Here is a 16,733-nt window from a genome sequence, read left to right as displayed (position 1 = left end):
CGGCTCAGATCGAGTGGGTGCGACGGAGGGTCAGCACGCTGTCCACGAGGGTGGCGACCTGGCCGTCCGGGCCGATGGCTTCCCGCTCAACAGCAGCTTTGGTGACGATCTCCCAGTGCTCGGCGAGCAGCTCGAGCGAGGCGAGCACGTCGTCGGCGGTCGGCAACGGAACGCCGTCTGGCTTGTGCTTCGACCACGGCGGAAACTGGGCGTGGCCCACGACGAGCAGCACGCCGCCGGGGGCGACCGTTGCGGCGGCGCGGCGCAGGATGACCTCGCGGGGCAGCTCGACCGGTGATTGCAGAAAGTGTGCCGTGACGAGGTCGAACGGGCCGTCCGGCTGCCAGGTGGCCAGGTCGGCGGCGATCCAGCGGATGCGTTCCGCGAGGCCAGCCCCTTCGGCGGCGGCCTGGCCGCGGGCGAGCGCGGTCGGCGAGATGTCGACGGCGGTGACGGACCATCCGTTTTGGGCAAGCCAGAGGGCGTCGCCACCCTCCCCGCTGCCGAGGTCGAGCGCCGTGCCCGGCGCGAGGCCGGCGGCCTCGCGTTCGAGCGCCGCGTTCGCGCGCCCGCTCCAGGAACGATCGCTTTCGCGATAGCGGTTTTCCCAGAAGGTTGCGGGATCCTGTGAAGGCTCGTCGTGCAGTGCGGCAGTGTGCTCGCCGGGATTCGTCATGATCCCACGATGCCCGGTGTGGCGGCACGGCGCAACTTTCGCGGCCGGCGTCGATCAGACCGGTCGGCCGCTCGGTAGAGTGAGCCTCGCGAGCACTCGAGTCGCACGCCCGACGGTGCGACCAACTGGGGGAACAGACAGTGAAGCACGCCAGCACACGCACGACGACTTCGTCACCCGCACCGAACCTGCAGAAGCGCGTCGTGCGAGTGCTCATCGCCGGGCAGATTCTGGGCGGTATCGGCATGGGAGCAACCCTGTCGCTGGGCGCGCTACTCGCCGCCGAACTCTCGGGGTCCAGCGCCTGGTCGGGCATGGCCGCCACCATGAGCACCCTCGGGGCCGCGATCGTGGCCGTTCCGCTCGCCCGCCTGGCGCAGGCGCGCGGGCGTCGCGTGTCGCTCGCGACCGGTTCGCTTATGGCCGGCGCGGGTGCGGTGCTCGCGATCGTGTCGGTGTCCGTCGACAACTTCCCCCTGCTACTGCTGGCCCTGATGCTGCTCGGCGCCGGCTCAGCAACGAACCTCCAGGCCCGCTTTGCAGCGACCGACCTGGCCAGCCAGCGCTTTCGAGCGCGGGACCTGTCCATCGTGGTCTGGTCCACCACCATTGGCGCCGTGCTCGGCCCGAATCTGTTCGGACCGGGCGAGGCGCTCGGTGCCACCCTCGGGCTTCCGGCGATGACCGGGGCGTTCGCCTTTTCGCTCGGCGCCACGGTCGCCGCCGCCTTCGTCTACGCGCTTGGGCTGCGACCCGACCCGCTGCTGACCGCGCTGGCGGCGCGCACGACAAGCGTGGGCATCCGTCGGGCCAGGGGCGGTCTGGCGATTCTGCGCGGCAACACAGCGGCCAGGTATGCCGTTGTCGTGATCGCGCTCAGCCACGCGACCATGGTGGCCCTGATGTCCATGGCGCCGGTGCACCTGCGGGACCACGGCGCGACCCTGACCATCGTCGGGCTGACGATAAGCCTGCATGTGGCCGGCATGTACGCCCTCTCCCCGGCGTTCGGGGCGCTCGCCGACCGGTTCGGCCGGCTTCGGGTGATCCTCGGCGGGCAGGCCCTGCTGCTCGGGGCGCTGGGAGCGGCCTGGCTCAGTGACGGGTCGCAGGGCACGATGACGGTAAGTCTGGTGCTGTTGGGCCTGGGCTGGTCGGCATCCGTTGTCGCCGGCTCTGCGCTCGTCGCCGAGGCCGTCGAGATCGAGGATCGATCTTCGCTGCAGGGCTTCTCCGACCTCTCGATGAACGCGGCCGGAGCTCTCGGCGGCGCAATTGCCGGGCCGATCCTGGCGCTGGCCGGCTACTCCGGACTCGGACTGTGCGCCATGGCACTCGTCGCCGTCGTGGTCGTCTGGTCTGTGATTCGCCTGCGCGCCACACACCGCCAGTAAGCGGATGCCGCAGCCCGGCTACGAGTCGGTGACGGTGATACCGAAGGTTTTTAGCTTGCGGTAGAGGGAGGACCGAGCTATTCCCAGGGACTCGGCCGCGCGCATCCGATTGCCGTCGGCTTTGTGCAGGGCACCGACGATGAGGTCACGCTCCCCCGCTTCGATCGCCGACAACAGGCGCGGTGCACCGCCGTGGCAGTAGGCGGGCAGGTCTTCGGCCTGGATGGCGCCGACCGGTCGCGTGAGCAGGGCGGTGTCGAGCGCTTCTTCGAGCTGACGAATATTGCCCGGCCACGGATAGCGGGAGATCACCCGCATCGCTCCGGCGCTCACAGTGGCCGGACGTAAACCGGCCCGTCGCGCGAGCACCCGGGTGACGATGTCGGGCAGGTCTCCCTGGCGGTGCCGCAGCGGCGCAACCGTGACCGAGGTTGTGAAGTGCTGCAGTAGGGCCGTGTACGGGCGGGCAGCGGCCAGGTCAGCCTGAAGATCGGGTTGCGACACGGTGACGGCCAGGCCGCCAGGACCGGCTTCGCGGGTCACCAGAAACGCCTCAAGTTCGGCGGTCGCTGCCTCGGTGAACCGATCGATATTGCGAAAGACGTAAAGCGTTGGCCGGGCCAGGGCGCTGATCAGGTCGTTATTAATGGCCGAGTGTACGCCGTGCTGATTGAGCTGCTCGGCACCGAATACGACGCTTCGACCCAGCGGAACAATCTGGCGATATAGTTCGGCGAGCAGCGACACCTTGCCGCCGCCGGCCTCCCCCAGCACGAGCAGGGGCGCGCCGGCGGTGAGCGCGGTGACCACTCCGCTCGAGGCGCGTTTGCCGAGCAAGGATTCCGCATCGTGCAGAATCGCCGAAGAGTCAGCAGGAATGGGTTTCTTCAACCGGTGCCTCCGCAGCGGCGGCAGGGTCAGCCTCGATGCGGGCACCGGTACCGGTGCGGGCTCGGAGACGATTTCGACCACCACAACGATGCCGGCGACGTCCGGGCCCACCACGACACGTTTGCCCCGAACATGCACGACCTTGCCCGAGGACAGCTCGATCTGGTCGACCGGCTGACCAGGAGAAATCATCAGATAGCGAGCGTGCTCTTGAATGGTCCACTGTTCATCGGGAGAAAACGAACTTTGCGCGACCGCGTTGCCCATCACCACGGTGCCGCCGATGGCCATGACGGCGCCCCGGTTGCGGGAATCCACCCGCACATACTCCTCAAACAGTGCCTGCTGTCGCTGACTGCGATCGACGAGCAGGTTGCGCTCAATCTCATGGGCGGCCGACCGCACCAGGGAATGCATGAGCGGGCTGGCATCTTCGATGAGGCAGCTGATATCCAGCACCCCCTCCACCCGCCCGGTGATCGGGTCCCGAATGGGACTCCCGGCGCAGGCGAATGGCTGCAGGTGCTCGAGAAAATGCTCGGGCCCCACGATGTACAACGGCTGACCCGACTCGAGCACGGTGCCGATTCCGTTGGTTCCGACGCTCGCCTCGGCGTAGTTGAAGCCGGGCGCCAGCGACACGTCATCGAGCAGGGTTCCGATGGTCTTGTCGGTTTCGGAACGACTCAGAATTCGTGCCTTGTAGTCGGTGAGTACGATCGACAGCGGCATTTCGGCCATCTCATCGCTCAGCCGGGCGATGACCGGTTCCGAGCAGCGCATCAGACGGCCGGTCAGATCGAGGTCGTTGTGAAACACTGCCTGAGAAGTGGATGCATCCACTCCCGCTGAGAAGGAACGCTGCCAGGAGGCGGCCACCACGCCAGGAACCGATTGGGTTTCCGCGTGTCCGAATCGCAGAAAATCGGCGCGCGCAGCCGCTATTTTGATTCGCCGATCGGCGACTCTGTGCATATCGACTCCCTTGTGGACTCTGCAAGCATGCCCGCTGCGACCCCGCGAGCGCTAGTCGTGCGGTGTCCCAATCTGGGACACGCTGCACCTCGGACGCGGGGTCATTCTTGGTGACGTGGCTCCCCGAGAGCCTCGATCACTCACCACAAACCGCAAAGGAGCGCTCATGGAACGATTGATCAACATCGACAATGGTGGAACCCTCACCGACATTGTTGTCGCCAGTGGCACGGATTTCACGTTTACCAAGACCCTCACCACTCCGGTCGACCTGTCCCAGTGTCTCTTCGACGCGATGACAAAGGCATCCGCTCTACTGTTCGGCGAAGCGAATCTAGCCGACCTGCTGCATTCAACCCAGCACATCCGCTATTCATCGACCCAGGGCACCAACGCGCTGGTGCAGCGCAAGGGGCCCAAGATCGGGCTCATCACCGACGATCCCACCCTGCCGGACTCGCTCGGCCACTCGGACGACACCGCCGCGTTGTTCACCGACCTGATCGGTGCCCGGATCGGCATCATCACGGCCGACGGCAGTCCCGAGGAACTCTCCCGCCAGCTCGTCGCCGAGATCAACCGACTGACCACCGCCGGAGCGGAGCGTCTCGTCGTCGCCAGCCTGAGCGCCGAACGCGAACACCTGTTCAAGCGCACCATGCTCAAGAACTTTCCCCGACACCTGCTTGGTTCGGTGCCGATTCTGTTCTCCCGCGAGTTCGCCTCTGATACTTCCCGCCAGCGTCAGGTTTGGTCCGGCATCCTCAACTCCTTTCTGCACCCCACGGTCGAGCGTTTTCTGTACAGCGCCGAACACCGGCTGCGCGCCTACAAGGTGAAGAACCCGCTGCTGATCTACCGCAACGACGGCGCTTCCTCCCGCGTGGCCAAGTCGGTCGCGCTCAAGACCTACTCCTCCGGACCGCGCGGCGGCCTCGAGGGCACCCGTGCCCTGGCCGAGGCGTACGGGCTCGACAACGTGCTCATGATCGATGTCGGCGGCACCACAACGGATGTCGGCGCCGTCGCCAATTCCACGATCGCCGTCGACCGGCGCGGATCGATCCAGGGCGTCGACATCTCCTACGAGATGAGCGATGTGCGCTCGACCGGAGTCGGCGGCAGCTCGATCATTGCCGTGCACGACGGCGAGATCACCGTCGGGCCGGAAAGCGTCGGGGCAGCCCCCGGACCGGCCTGCTTCGGTTTCGGTGGCACGCAGGCCACGATCACCGACGTCAACCTGCTGCTCGGCGTGCTCGACCCCGCCACCTATCTGAACGGCGAGATGGCCCTCGACGCCGAACGGTCGCGCGCTGTCATCACCAAGACCGTCGCCGACCCGCTCGGAATCAGCCTCGACGAGGCCCTGATTCGCATGGAAGCCAGCTATTCCAGCCACCTGGCGCGGGCCTTCGCCGACCTCGTGAGCGCGACGGGCGACACGACGGTCGCCGCGTTCGGTGGCGGCGGACCGATGAACGCCTGCGCCGCCGCACGCATTGCCGGCGTGCACAACGTGCTCGTGCCGCGGCTCGCCGCGGTGTTCTCGGCCTACGGAATCAGCTTCTCCGACATCGCCCAGTCCTACGAAACGAGTGTCACCGGGTTCTCGGACGCCGAGATCACCGCGGTGCGCACGTCGATGCAAGCGGATGCCGGCAAGGATATGTTCCAGGAAGGGCACGACCTGAGCGAGTGCGAACTCGACTGGTCGACCATTGTCGAAGACGGCGAAGAGATTCTCTCGCTCAAGGCCACCTTCCGGCTGCCGCATCCGACCATCGCCAGCGGGGTACCCGCTGCGGCGAGCGCCGCCGTGGCCGCCGGAACCCGGCAGGTGCGCTCCACTCCCACCCAGATCGACAGCGTCTCGGTCTATCAACTCGACGACCAGAAGCCCGGCGCCACGGCGGCCGGACCGGCCATCGTCGAGGGACCGTTCTTCACCGCGCGCGTGCCGCTCGGCTGGACCCTGACGGTCTCCACGGCCGGCGATCTACAGCTCGCCGACACGCTTTAGCCCACTTTTTTGTTTCCCCAGGAAGGTACAAACACAATGCGCGTTCCCATGACCGAATACCTGCTCATCGACCTCGATACGGAGCGGTGGATCTGCCGCGTCTGCGCCCATGACTTCGGCGACGCCCGCGGCAACTACAAGGAAGGAACTCTGGTCTACGACCGGGACCCGCAGGAGATTCACCCCCCGGTGATCGACCCGGAAAAGTACGAGTTCACGTTCTCCCCCGACCCGACCTTTTGCCGCATCCTGGAGTTTTACTGCCCCACCTGCGGCACCCAGATCGAGGCCGAATACCTGCCGCCGGGGCATCCGCCGACCGTCGACATGCTCTGGGACATCGATTCCCTGCGCGAAAAGTGGGAAGCCCACGGCGGCAACCCCGAGGAGGTCGTCAACTACGGCCCCGGCGAGAACGCCGAGACCGACCTCAGCGCCCGGTTTGATTCCGTGTCCGCACATTCCCACTCCCACTCGCACGCCGACAACTCCGAAGGGCACTGACCGTGAAACGCATATCCGTAGACATCGGCGGCACATTCAGCGACTGCTTCTTCGTCTGGGACGACGTGTACATCGAATCCAAGGCGCTCACCACCCACCACAACCTCGCCCTTGGTTTCAACGAGGCCCTCGACCGGGCCTGCGAGCGCGCCGGCATCAGCCGCGAAACCGCGCTCAAGGAGGTCGACTCGGTGCGCTACGCCACCACCCTCGGCACCAACGCCCTGATCGAAGGTAAGGGGCCGCGGGTCGCGGCGATCGTCACCCACGGCTTCGAGGACACCATCCCGCTCTCCCGTGGCCGCGGCTACGGCGAAGGACTCGACGGGGTCAAGCAGGGCGATATGCCCGATGCCCAGCGACCAGACCCGCTCGTGCCGCGCCGCCTCATCCGCTCGGTTAAAGAACGCATCGACTCGGTCGGCGAGGTGCTGGTGCCCCTGATGTACGACGACGTGCGCACCCAGGTGCGCGAACTCGTCGACAACGGTGCAGAGGCCATCGTTATCGCGCTGACCAATGCGACCGAGAACTCGGTGCACGAGGATCGCATTCTGGAGATCATTCTCGACGAGTACCCCACGCACGAGCTCGGGTCGATTCCGGTGCTGCTGAGCAGCCAGGTCTCTGGCCGCAAGGGCGAATATGTGCGGGCAATGGCCACCGTCGTCGATGCTTTTCTGCACCAGACCATGTTTCACGCGCTCAATCAGCTCTCCAACAACCTGCGTGACTCCGGTTATGAGAAGCCGATGCTCGTCATTCACAATTCGGGCGGCATGGCGCAGCCCAATTCAACGGATGCCTTACAAACGATTCACTCCGGACCGATCGCCGGCGTCGGCGCGGCCCAGCACCTGTCGGAGTCGACCGGGCTCGGCGACGTCGTGTCAATGGACATGGGTGGCACCTCGTTCGATATCGGACTGGTTCCGGAGGGCGGAGTGCGGCACTACGATTTCCAGCCCACCATTGGTCGTTGGATGGTCTCCGCGCCGATGATCCACCTCAACACGCTCGGTGCCGGCGGCGGATCTATCGCCGCCTACAACCGCATTCACCACGCCATCCAGATCGGACCGGAATCGGCCGGAAGCGACCCGGGTCCGGCCTGCTATGACCGTGGCGGACTGCGCCCCACGGTCACCGACGCCGACCTGGTACTCGGCTACCTCGACCCGGACAATTACGCCAACGGGCACATCAATCTCAACAAGAAGCGTTCGATCTATGTCATCGATGAGACGCTCAGCGATGAACTCGACCTCGACGCGGTCGAGGTTGCCAAGGTCATCAAGAAGACTGTCGACGAACAGATGGCGATTGGCATCGAGAAGGAGCTGCGCTCGCGCGGCGGCCTGATCGAGGACTACACGATGCTCGCCTACGGTGGCAACGGCCCCCTGCACGCCTGTGGCATCGCGGCGAGCGCCGGCATCAGCCGCATCCTGTTTCCACCCTTCGCGTCGGTGTTCTCGGCGCTCGGCGCCGGCAATATGCGACCGCTGCACATTCACGAACGCAGCGCCTACGTCGTGCTCTACGAACCGATCAAGCGCAGCCTCTACGCTCAGTACGAAGCGCTCAACGGGTACATCGAGGAGCTGGAAGCGAAGGGCGCCGAAGACCTCGTGCGCCAGGGCTACGACCGCGCCGACGTGCGCTACCGCCTCGAAATGGACATGCGCTACGGCAACCAGCTCGTCACCACTGCCGTCGCCTTCAACATCAACCGGGTCAACGGGGTCGCCGACGTGCTGCACCTGATCAAGACGTTCTCCGAGATCTTTGGCGAACGATACGGCGAGGGAACCCAGGCGCCAGAGGCGGGCGTCCGGGCGCAGACCATTCGCGTAGCGTCCTATATCGAGGGCGAAGTCATTCAATTCGAGTCGATCAAAACCGGCGGCGAGAAGATTAAGCCGGCACCGGTCTCGCGGCGTTCGGTGCACTTCACGAGCATCGCCGGCGCAGTCGACACCCCTGTCTACGACGCCGACGCGCTCAAACACGAATACGTGATCCACGGACCGGCGATCGTCACGACCGAAAACACCACCTATCTGGTGGAACCAGGCTGGCGCCTGGAACCGACAGTGCAGGGGGCGGTATGGCTACTGAGCGACTGACCGACCTTCCCACTTTTTCTTCAGCGAACGCAAGCAAAGGAGCTTGAACACCATGACACTGACAACTGACCAGTTCGTGCCCACCAGCGGAGACGACGACGCATCCCAGCTACTGACCGACCAAGAACAGCAGTGGGTCGACAAATTCATGGACGAGACTACCCTCTTCCTCGGGCCAGACCCGGCCATCATGCGTACTCACGAGATCATGCCGCGCACCGCCTATGAGGAGGAGTGCATCGCGAAGGGCATTGACCCGCTCGAGGTCGACCGGATTCGCAAACGCCTGGCCGGTGCACTTGACGAGGCCTTCGAGATGTGCGAGAGCATGGGCGCGGCGCCCGGAGCGAAGTGGGCCGACCTCTCCTGCGCGGTCTACACCGCCGAGGGCGATGTCACGTATCTCTCCAACCGCGGCGTGATCGCCTTCTCCGCGGTGCTGCACCATCCCATCCGCTACATCATGAAGAACTGGAAGGATGAGCCCACCGTCGGCATCAACCCGGGTGACGGCTTCTTCCACAACGACTCCCGCTTCGGCATGGTGCACAACACCGACCAGTCGATGCTCGTACCGGTCATGCGCGACGGAATCATCATCGCCTGGGTGGGTGCGACCATCCACGAAGGCGAGAACGGAGCGTGCGAACCAGGTGGTATGCCGTCGGGTTCGGAGTCACCATTCGATGACGGTCTGCGTGCCTCGCCGATCAAGATTGTGGAGAAGGGGCACCTGCGGCGCGACCTGCTGACGTTCTTGCAACACTCCACGCGCGACCCGAAGCTCATGCTCGCCGACATCAAGGTGAAGATGGGCGCCACCCGGCGCATCATGGACACCGTCGACCGGCTCATCGACGAGGTTGGGCAGGAGACCTTCGTCGCGTCACTTCGCGTCACCGTCGAGGACGTCGAGACTGAGGTACGCCGCCGTATTGGCGAGCTGCCAGACGGCACCGTCACCTTCAATCAGTTCGTGGACTCCACGCTTAAGGAGAACATTCTGATCAAGTTCGCCTGCAAGATCACTGTCAAGGGCGAACGAATGATTATCGACCTCACCGGTACCGGCCCCGAGATTCTCAATCGGGCCCTCAACTCGCCGCTCGCGTCAACGAAATCTTTCATGTCCCAGGCAGTTCTCTCGTACTGGTGGCCTGACCTGCCTCGCAGCACCGGAGCGTTGTCGCCCATCGAAATTATCACGGAGGAACATACCTGGGCGGATGCCGGCTACGACGCGCCCGTCGGCCAGTCGCTGCAGGCATCCTTCCGCGGCTTCTCCGCCCTACAGTCGGCCTTCGCCAAGATGCAGTTCTCATCGCCACAGAAATACTCGAACGTCGTGGCGCCCTGGTTCAACCAGATCAACGATTTTCTCTGGGGCGGCACCACACAGAACGGTGAGCAGGTCGGTAATCTGTGTGCCGACCTCAACGGCATGGGCGGCGGGGCGAAGGCGTTCCGCGACGGTGAAGACGCCGTGGCGCCGTTGTTCTGCGCCATGGCCGACCTCGGCGAGCAGGAAGTCATGGAAGAAGAGGTACCGTTCTTGCAACTGGTCAGCAAGCGGCTGGTGCGCGACAATCAGGGCTTCGGCAAGTATCGCGGCGGTATGGGTTACGAGATGATGGTGGCCTCTCGCGGTACACCCAGCTGGGGTTTCATGACCGTCACCTCCGGATCGAAGTTCTCCTCGGTTCCCGGAATGTTCGGAGGGTACGGCTGCCCGGTCTATCCCCTGGCCATGGTCAAGGACATCAACATCTACGACATCATCAAGAAGGACCCGTCGCAGTTCAACCTTTCGATGGAACGTGTCATGAACGAGCAGCCCTTCGAGGGCGGCGATTACCAGACCGGACACATGGGGCTGCAGTTCGACGTGGCCAAGGAGGGCGAACTCTACATGATCGCCCAGGGCGCCGGCGGTGGCTACGGCGACGTACTAGAGCGCGACCCCGAACTCGTCGTGACCGACCTTGAGCTGGACAGAATCTCGGCCCAGGTCGCCACGAACGTTTACGGCGTCGTCTGGGAAGCTGACACTTTCGTGGTGCACGAGCAGGCAACGATCGAACTGCGGGCCCAGATGCGCCAGGATCGCATCAGTCGCGGCAAGCCGTACAAGGAGTTTGTTGCGGAGTTCGTTCAAGAAGAGCCGCCCAAGGACCTGCTTTACTACGGCTCGTGGGGCCAGGACAACAACGAGGAATTGCTGGCGACGCACTGGGGCAAAATTGAGCCCGAACGGGTCAAGGGCAAGATCGGAGATTTACCCCTCATCATGGTGCCCGACCGCCGAGTTCTGAAAATCAGCAAGCTCGAGGCGCGCGTGCGCGAACTCGAGCAGAAGTACGGCGAAGTGGCCCTGCACAAGTCCTAATTTTCACCAGCTGACCCGGGCTGCGGGACCGTCTCCTTACGGTCCCGCAGCCCGGGTCGATTTTCTTGATTGATCGATGGGAGACACCGTGACCGTTTCATTGAATGACCTGCTGGCCGAGCCAACGTCGGGCCGCCGTCGCGCGGTCGTGCTGGACAGCCACGACTATGCCCAATCCGTTTTTCTGCAGGGCAAGCCGGTACCGTGGCAGGAGCCGATGGCCTTCGCGAACTTCTTCGGCCAAGTGCAGGGCGTGCTGAAGTCCGACTTGGCCCTGCTCAGCCTCGACCGGTTCTACGCCCAGCGGGTCGCCGCCGACCCTGCGCTTCAGGCAGCGATGGGCGCCAAAACCCGCACCGGCTATGCCCTGCGTACCCTGCTCGGTGACGCCGAGACGACGGCGTACGTAATTGAACTGGCCACCCTCTTCAGCCAGACCCAGCGGGTACCGGTCGTGCTGCAGATTCCGTCGCCGATGCAGTGGCTGGCGCTCACGCATCCGTTTTCGGGGTCGAACGATGTGTCCGGGCTCGACGCCGACAACGCCGAAAACGCTTCAATGTATGTTGCCGACTGGCTGCGCGGGTTCGCCGCGCTGCCGCTGATCGCCGTGCTGCTCGACGACCGCGGCCCGGCTGTCGGCGGGGTACCTTTGTCGACCTATTCTCCAGTCGCCAACGTGACCGACCACTACCGGTGGGCGCTCGGCCAGCGACACGAGGACCACGTCGAGCTGCACGGCAGCCAGCTGAGCGGAGCGGTGATCGGCGCGGAGTTCTGGTCGTCCGACTCCGGCACACTGCTGCCCGACGGCGATTTTCTGGTGGGCGAGGTGCCGCGCCAGGCGGTTCCCGAGCAGGTGCTGAGCCGTATTACGGCGCTGGACTAGGCGGCGCCTTTATCGGGTGAGGCATCAGACATCCGTTGTCACCTCGATGTCATAGGCCCAGTGTGCAATGGGGGCCCGGCCGAGCAGACGTTCGCTCGGCTGGGCCGCGATGACGTTCGCCCTATTTCACGACGTCAGCGGGCTTGATCGACCGAGACAATTCCCCGGCGTCCTCGACGGACAGTTCCTCCAGCGCCAATTCCGGGTCGTCGGCAGAGGAATTCATCCACGCAATCTGGAAGATAATGCGCCCAACGACCGTCTTCGCCAGAATGTCGGCTATCAAGTATCCGAGTTGCTTGCCGACCCAGGCGTCTCCACCGCTCACACCGGTGGCCGGAAGCAGGTACGCGATCGGATAGACACCCCAGGTCAGAATTTTGCTGTGAGAAACGGCGCCCAGATTGTGCACCACCACAGGGACAAAGTGTGACCGGCACTTACCGGGGCCCTGGCCTGATACGGCGCGGGTCCAGGCTGGCTGTGGTCAGGCAGAGCGACGGCGGCCTACGGCTGCTTCCTGCTCGAGCGGGGTGGCCGCGGCCAGTGGAACGTTGAGAAAGTCGACTACCGGTTGAAACGCCCGAAACCGTTCAATGACCAGGTCGGTGAAATTCTCGTCGAGCGCGACGTCGCCGGGCAGGTGGCCGACCAGCGCCCAGCTGCGATTGAGCAATAGGTCAGCCGCCGAATGGTCGACCGGGAAGCCGCGCGGCGGGCGGATGAGCTTGTTGCCGCCGAACGGTTGCGCCAGTTGTGTGAGCGCGGGCGTGGCGAGCAGAGAGCGCAGCTCTCCGTGGTGGTCGAGCACGTAGTCGCGGATGGCCCGTAGCTGCGGCGGCGGCGGGCTGTAGGCGCCGCCGGCCACCATGACGCTGCGCACACCCACCTGCAGAAAGTATCCCGCTCCCCCGGCCTTCTCCAGTCCACGGGGTGGCCAGTGGGCAGCGAGATGAGTCTTATACGGCGACTTGTCGTTCGAGAATCGAACGTCACGATAGATGCGCATCATGGCCTTGTTCGGCGGGCGCACGCACTCGGCCGCGAAGTCGCCCAACGCGAGGTTGATTCGCTCGATGACCGCAAGCATCCGTTCTTTCAACTCGTGCTCGTAAATCGCTTTGTGCTCCTGGAACCAGTCGCGTTCGTTGCGATGCTCCAGTTCGTCGAGAAAGTCGAATGTCTGTTCGTTGAAGTGAGGGCCCACCACGCGAGACTACGCCTTCGCGGCTGCCTTAGCGGCGCGCTTGGTCTCGCGCACGCGAGTGAGCGATTCGGGGTCGACAATGTCAGCCACCGATCGGTATGACCCTTCCTCCCCATAGGGAGCGGATGCTTCGCGCCAGCCGGCCGCGTCGACTCCGAGTCGCTTACCGAGGAGTGCGAGAAAAATCCTCGCTTTCTGCTCGCCAAACCCGGGCAGTGACTTCAGCCGACGGAAGATTTCCTTGCCGTCGGGATCGCCCTCCGTCCAGATCGAGGCGGTGCAGCCGCTCCAGTTGCTCATGATGGCCCCGGCCACCGATTGGGTACGCGCCGCCATCGAACCCGGGTAGCGGTGCACGGCCGGTGACGCGCGGAACATCTCGGCGAAGGCCTCCGTGTCGAAGTCGGCGATCACTTTCGGATCGAGGGTGCCGATCCGTTCGCGAATCTTGGCCGGACCGGCAAAAGCCGTTTCCATCGCAACCTGCTGGTCGAGCAGCATTCCGATGAGCAGCGCGAACGGATTCTCGCTGAGGAGGGCGTCGGAGGTGTCATCACCGGTGATGTGCAGCGTCGTCATGGGAATCAGTCTGCCACCGCCACCCTGTGCAGCCGACCCGGCACGGGCCGGCTCACGGCGGACGGGGCTATCGGCGCCCACGCAGCGCCCGACGGAGTACTGTGCTCGCCCCGGTCGCCCACAGTGCCCACAGCACGAGAAGCGGCTGGAACAACAGTCGGATGAAGCGGCTTTGGTCGGTGTCGAGGCCGAACGCGTCGGTCTTCGTCAGGTACTGCGAGATGTTTCCGGGGAAGATGGCGATGAAGAAGGCCGCTACCACGAATCCGACCAGCACACGCTGCTTCGCGGCGACGAGGAGGGCCACGCCGAGGGTGATCTCCACCACCCCGGAGCCGAGCACGACGAGGTCGTCGTTCAGCGGTACCCACTCCGGCACCTGTGCCTGGAAATCGTCACGCGCGACCGTGAGGTGGGTGGTACCGGCACCGGCCAGGACCAGCCCGAGCGCGATCCGTGCCGCCGTTTGTGGGATCGACCCGGTGCGGGAGGTACGGGATCTCTGCTTGGCCGTCTCAGTCATGCCAGAACGCTAACACTCGACGCAGTCAACCGACGCAATTCCATCGGACGAGCGGTCGCTCGGGTGGCGGTGGACTTCTTTTGGGGGCGCTTCGTCCACGCGCAGACCGCGCCGAGCCTCACTTCGGCGTGCAGTCGGGCTGACCATCGTGCGACGGGGCAACGAGTTCGCTACTCCCGGCCGTCCTCGAGCGGGATGAGCATGGTGCGGAACGGACCGGCAACGGCGTGGAGGTCCCAGATACGATCAGCGACGCCATCGATGCCGTTGGCAAGCTGAAGCTGGGGGATGCCGCCGGGGATCACCAGTTGGTTAACCCGGATACCGTCACCCTCAAGGGCATCGTGCAGCATCTCGCCGTAGGCGCTCTCGGCCGGGAAGGCGATCGACGTGCCGGCGAAGCCGGCGCGCGCCTGCACCGAGGTCCCGCCGTTGATCAGGATGATGCTGCCGCTTCCTGCCAGACGCATTCCCGGCAGCACCGTGCGCACGGCGTGGATGAGCCCGAGGGCCGAGAACTGCAATGCCTCCAGCGCCAACTCAGGAGTCATCTCCAGCACCGGCTTCAGGTAGTCGCGCGACGGGAGCGGACTGTACTGCAGCGCAGTAATGGGCCCGAGCTCTGCCGCGGCACGTGCAAGGGCAGCTTCGAGCGACGCGGGCGTGCGGACATCCGCAGCGTAACCACTCGCGGTGAAGCCGGCATCGGTCAGCTCGGCTGCCATAGCGTCCAGCTTCGACTGGTTCCTGGATATCAGGGCAAGCGAGAAGCCCTCGCGCCCGAACCGGCGCGCAACCGCTGCGCCGAGTCCCGGTCCGGCTCCGATGATGGCGATGACAGGCACGATGGTCTCCTTCGATTGATGCTCTCGTGACGAATATCGCAAGAAACTTGAGCCTAAGCGTTGAACCTGAACTCGACCACGTTCCAACGGCTGCCTGCATGAAGTCCGGAGACTGCGGCACGCGCATTCAGGGGTGCATTGACGCGATGACTAGTCCGACGTCGCACTGGTACGGGGCCCGTCTTTCGAACAGCCGCCCCAGTTGGGCGAAGTCTCGCGCCCTCAACGCATTGTGCGCAACTACCTTGATCGAAGAATCTGTCACGCGACCTTCAGCGGTGTGATCGATGCAACCTTGTCCCGCAGCGCCCGGCGCTCGCGACGCAGCTCATAGTTGGACTGCAGGTTCATCCAGAACTCTTCCGATGTTCCGAAGTACCGCGCCAGGCGGATCGCCGTGTCGGCCGTGATGCCCCGCTTGCCGTGCACGATCTCATTGATCCGGCGCGGCGGCACCCCAATGCTGACCGCGAGCTTGTTCTGCGTGATCCCGAATCCATCGATGAAGTCCTCCATCAGGATCTCTCCCGGATGGATCGGCTCGATCGAGTCGTTCTCAGTGGTAGTCGACGAGTTCGACATGGTCTGCTCCTCCTTCTCTCCAGACGAAGCAGATGCGCCACTGGACGTTCACCCGGATGCTGTACTGACCTCGACGGTCCCCGACCAGCTGTTCCAAACGATTGCCCGGAGGGATCCGAAGGTCCTCAAGATCCTTGGCCGCATTGACCAACTCGAGTTTCCGCAGGGTCGCTCGCTGCACCGCGCGGTCGACACCCTTGACGTACTGCTCATGCCAGATCTTTCCAGTGTCCTTGCTACCGAACGACCTGATCACACGATCAGTCTATAACGCATCGCGTCAATAACGCTATACGTTAAACCTGAACTCCACCGGATTCCATGACAAAGCAACCTCACGCCTGGCGATCGAGGCGCTCGTCATCGTCCGGTGTGATGACCATTCCTTCATGCGTCACTGTCGCTCCGAGCACCTCGCCGTGCTTGTCGAGGAACACCACATCAACATCACCCAGCTCGGTCCAGGGCTCCGTGCTCGCAACATCAGGGAAGAAGCCTCCCAGACCGTCGAGCGCCTGAATGATTTCGCGGTCGTAGGCGAACCTACGCTTCACCGCGGTGAGGCGCTGTCGCGCGTAGCCGTTCCCAGGCTTAACACCGACAGTTCTCGTCGACTCCAGGTGCGCCAGTTGCGCGACCAGCGGGTGACCGTCGTCACCGTTGTTAAAGACCAGTTCGATATGGGCAATTCTGGCTCGCAGCGACTGCATCCATTCCCTCTGCGCATCACGCGAGATGGACTGTCCCAATCCAGAAACCATGGCCTTGTTCTCCTCTCGCGACCGGCGTTCGCGTCGCGGTCACGCAGGCACGGGACGACGATCAGCTATCTGCGCCTGTCACTCCTCGCAGGGAGTCAAATTGTATACGCCGGCCCAGTACGAGCTCAAACGTTGAAGCGGAACTCCACCGGATTGCGTCACCAGGCAACGTGACGACAGAAATCGCTGGCCAAGGCACAGCCATGGCCTCAGCGGCACGGCAAGCCTCTAGCCGCAGCCGGTGAAATTACGTCGATTATTGGTCCCAACCGGGAGGCGGAACGAGAATGAGCGACATCACTCTGGCACGCGATCTGGTTCCGGATCGATATACCACTCTCCCTATGCTGCGATTGTTCCTCCCGCTCA

16 protein-coding genes are annotated in these 16,733 nt (G+C 64.3%); 6 read left to right on the top strand and 10 right to left on the bottom strand.

The window, feature by feature from the left end; translation table 11 throughout:
* Positions 1–4: 4 nt before the first annotated feature.
* Positions 5–676, bottom strand: coding sequence for a class I SAM-dependent methyltransferase (locus tag E3T46_RS03960; RefSeq protein ID WP_134441497.1), 672 nt, complete (start codon positions 674–676; stop codon positions 5–7).
* A 140-nt stretch (positions 677–816) separates the two neighbouring features.
* Between E3T46_RS03960 and E3T46_RS03955 the strand changes: the two genes are divergently transcribed.
* On the top strand, positions 817–2,070 hold the full coding sequence (locus E3T46_RS03955; RefSeq protein ID WP_241980443.1) for an MFS transporter: 1,254 nt from the start codon (positions 817–819) through the stop codon (positions 2,068–2,070).
* 18 nt (positions 2,071–2,088) lie between these two features.
* Here E3T46_RS03955 and E3T46_RS03950 read toward each other — a convergent pair whose 3' ends face one another.
* Positions 2,089–3,780 (bottom strand): helix-turn-helix domain-containing protein, encoded by a 1,692-nt coding sequence (locus E3T46_RS03950; protein ID WP_206751474.1) that lies wholly within the window; start codon positions 3,778–3,780, stop codon positions 2,089–2,091.
* A gap of 322 nt (positions 3,781–4,102) precedes the next feature.
* Here E3T46_RS03950 and E3T46_RS03945 point away from each other — a divergent pair, with 322 nt between their 5' ends.
* From E3T46_RS03945 to E3T46_RS03925, 5 genes are all read left to right on the top strand, one after another.
* Positions 4,103–5,959, top strand: coding sequence for a hydantoinase/oxoprolinase family protein (locus E3T46_RS03945; protein ID WP_134577549.1), 1,857 nt, complete (start codon positions 4,103–4,105; stop codon positions 5,957–5,959).
* A 48-nt stretch (positions 5,960–6,007) separates the two neighbouring features.
* A complete protein-coding gene (locus E3T46_RS03940) occupies positions 6,008–6,463 on the top strand; it encodes an acetone carboxylase subunit gamma (protein ID WP_233195111.1) in 456 nt (151 codons plus the stop codon).
* Between the two features lie 2 nt (positions 6,464–6,465).
* On the top strand, positions 6,466–8,592 hold the full coding sequence (locus tag E3T46_RS03935) for a hydantoinase/oxoprolinase family protein (RefSeq protein ID WP_092450324.1): 2,127 nt from the start codon (positions 6,466–6,468) through the stop codon (positions 8,590–8,592).
* Between the two features lie 52 nt (positions 8,593–8,644).
* Positions 8,645–10,978: a hydantoinase B/oxoprolinase family protein gene (locus tag E3T46_RS03930; RefSeq protein ID WP_134577548.1), complete on the top strand. Its 2,334-nt coding sequence runs from the start codon at positions 8,645–8,647 to the stop codon at positions 10,976–10,978.
* A gap of 88 nt (positions 10,979–11,066) precedes the next feature.
* Positions 11,067–11,867, top strand: coding sequence for a hypothetical protein (locus E3T46_RS03925; protein WP_134577547.1), 801 nt, complete (start codon positions 11,067–11,069; stop codon positions 11,865–11,867).
* Between the two features lie 121 nt (positions 11,868–11,988).
* Here the strand turns inward: E3T46_RS03925 and E3T46_RS03920 are convergent, their stop codons facing one another.
* From E3T46_RS03920 to E3T46_RS03885, 8 genes are all read right to left on the bottom strand, one after another.
* Entirely contained in the window at positions 11,989–12,285 is a 297-nt protein-coding gene (locus tag E3T46_RS03920) for a bacteriorhodopsin (protein ID WP_134577546.1), read from the bottom strand.
* Positions 12,286–12,354: 69 nt separating this feature from the next.
* Positions 12,355–13,077: a DUF2461 domain-containing protein gene (locus E3T46_RS03915; RefSeq protein ID WP_134577545.1), complete on the bottom strand. Its 723-nt coding sequence runs from the start codon at positions 13,075–13,077 to the stop codon at positions 12,355–12,357.
* 6 nt (positions 13,078–13,083) lie between these two features.
* The gene (locus tag E3T46_RS03910) at positions 13,084–13,653 is read right to left on the bottom strand and encodes an HhH-GPD-type base excision DNA repair protein (protein ID WP_134577544.1); all 570 of its coding nucleotides are present in this window, start codon (positions 13,651–13,653) and stop codon (positions 13,084–13,086) included.
* A 67-nt stretch (positions 13,654–13,720) separates the two neighbouring features.
* Positions 13,721–14,176 carry a hypothetical protein gene (locus E3T46_RS03905; protein WP_134577543.1) on the bottom strand — a complete coding sequence of 152 codons (456 nt, stop codon included), beginning with the start codon at positions 14,174–14,176 and terminating at the stop codon, positions 13,721–13,723.
* Between the two features lie 170 nt (positions 14,177–14,346).
* Positions 14,347–15,021 carry an SDR family NAD(P)-dependent oxidoreductase gene (locus E3T46_RS03900; protein ID WP_104132099.1) on the bottom strand — a complete coding sequence of 225 codons (675 nt, stop codon included), beginning with the start codon at positions 15,019–15,021 and terminating at the stop codon, positions 14,347–14,349.
* A 261-nt stretch (positions 15,022–15,282) separates the two neighbouring features.
* A complete protein-coding gene (locus E3T46_RS03895) occupies positions 15,283–15,603 on the bottom strand; it encodes a HigA family addiction module antitoxin (protein ID WP_092450339.1) in 321 nt (106 codons plus the stop codon).
* Positions 15,578–15,859, bottom strand: coding sequence for a type II toxin-antitoxin system RelE/ParE family toxin (locus E3T46_RS03890; protein WP_134577542.1), 282 nt, complete (start codon positions 15,857–15,859; stop codon positions 15,578–15,580). Before E3T46_RS03890 ends, E3T46_RS03895 begins: the two co-directional genes overlap by 26 nt.
* 79 nt (positions 15,860–15,938) lie before the next feature.
* The gene (locus tag E3T46_RS03885; RefSeq protein ID WP_134577541.1) at positions 15,939–16,352 is read right to left on the bottom strand and encodes a hypothetical protein; all 414 of its coding nucleotides are present in this window, start codon (positions 16,350–16,352) and stop codon (positions 15,939–15,941) included.
* Positions 16,353–16,733: the final 381 nt, after the last annotated feature.

The organism is Cryobacterium sp. Hh11, from assembly GCF_004404045.1.
GTDB classification, from domain to species: Bacteria; Actinomycetota; Actinomycetes; order Actinomycetales; family Microbacteriaceae; genus Cryobacterium; species Cryobacterium levicorallinum.
Note: the sequence above shows the minus strand (reverse complement) of the source record. Positions and strands in the feature narration are given on the sequence as shown.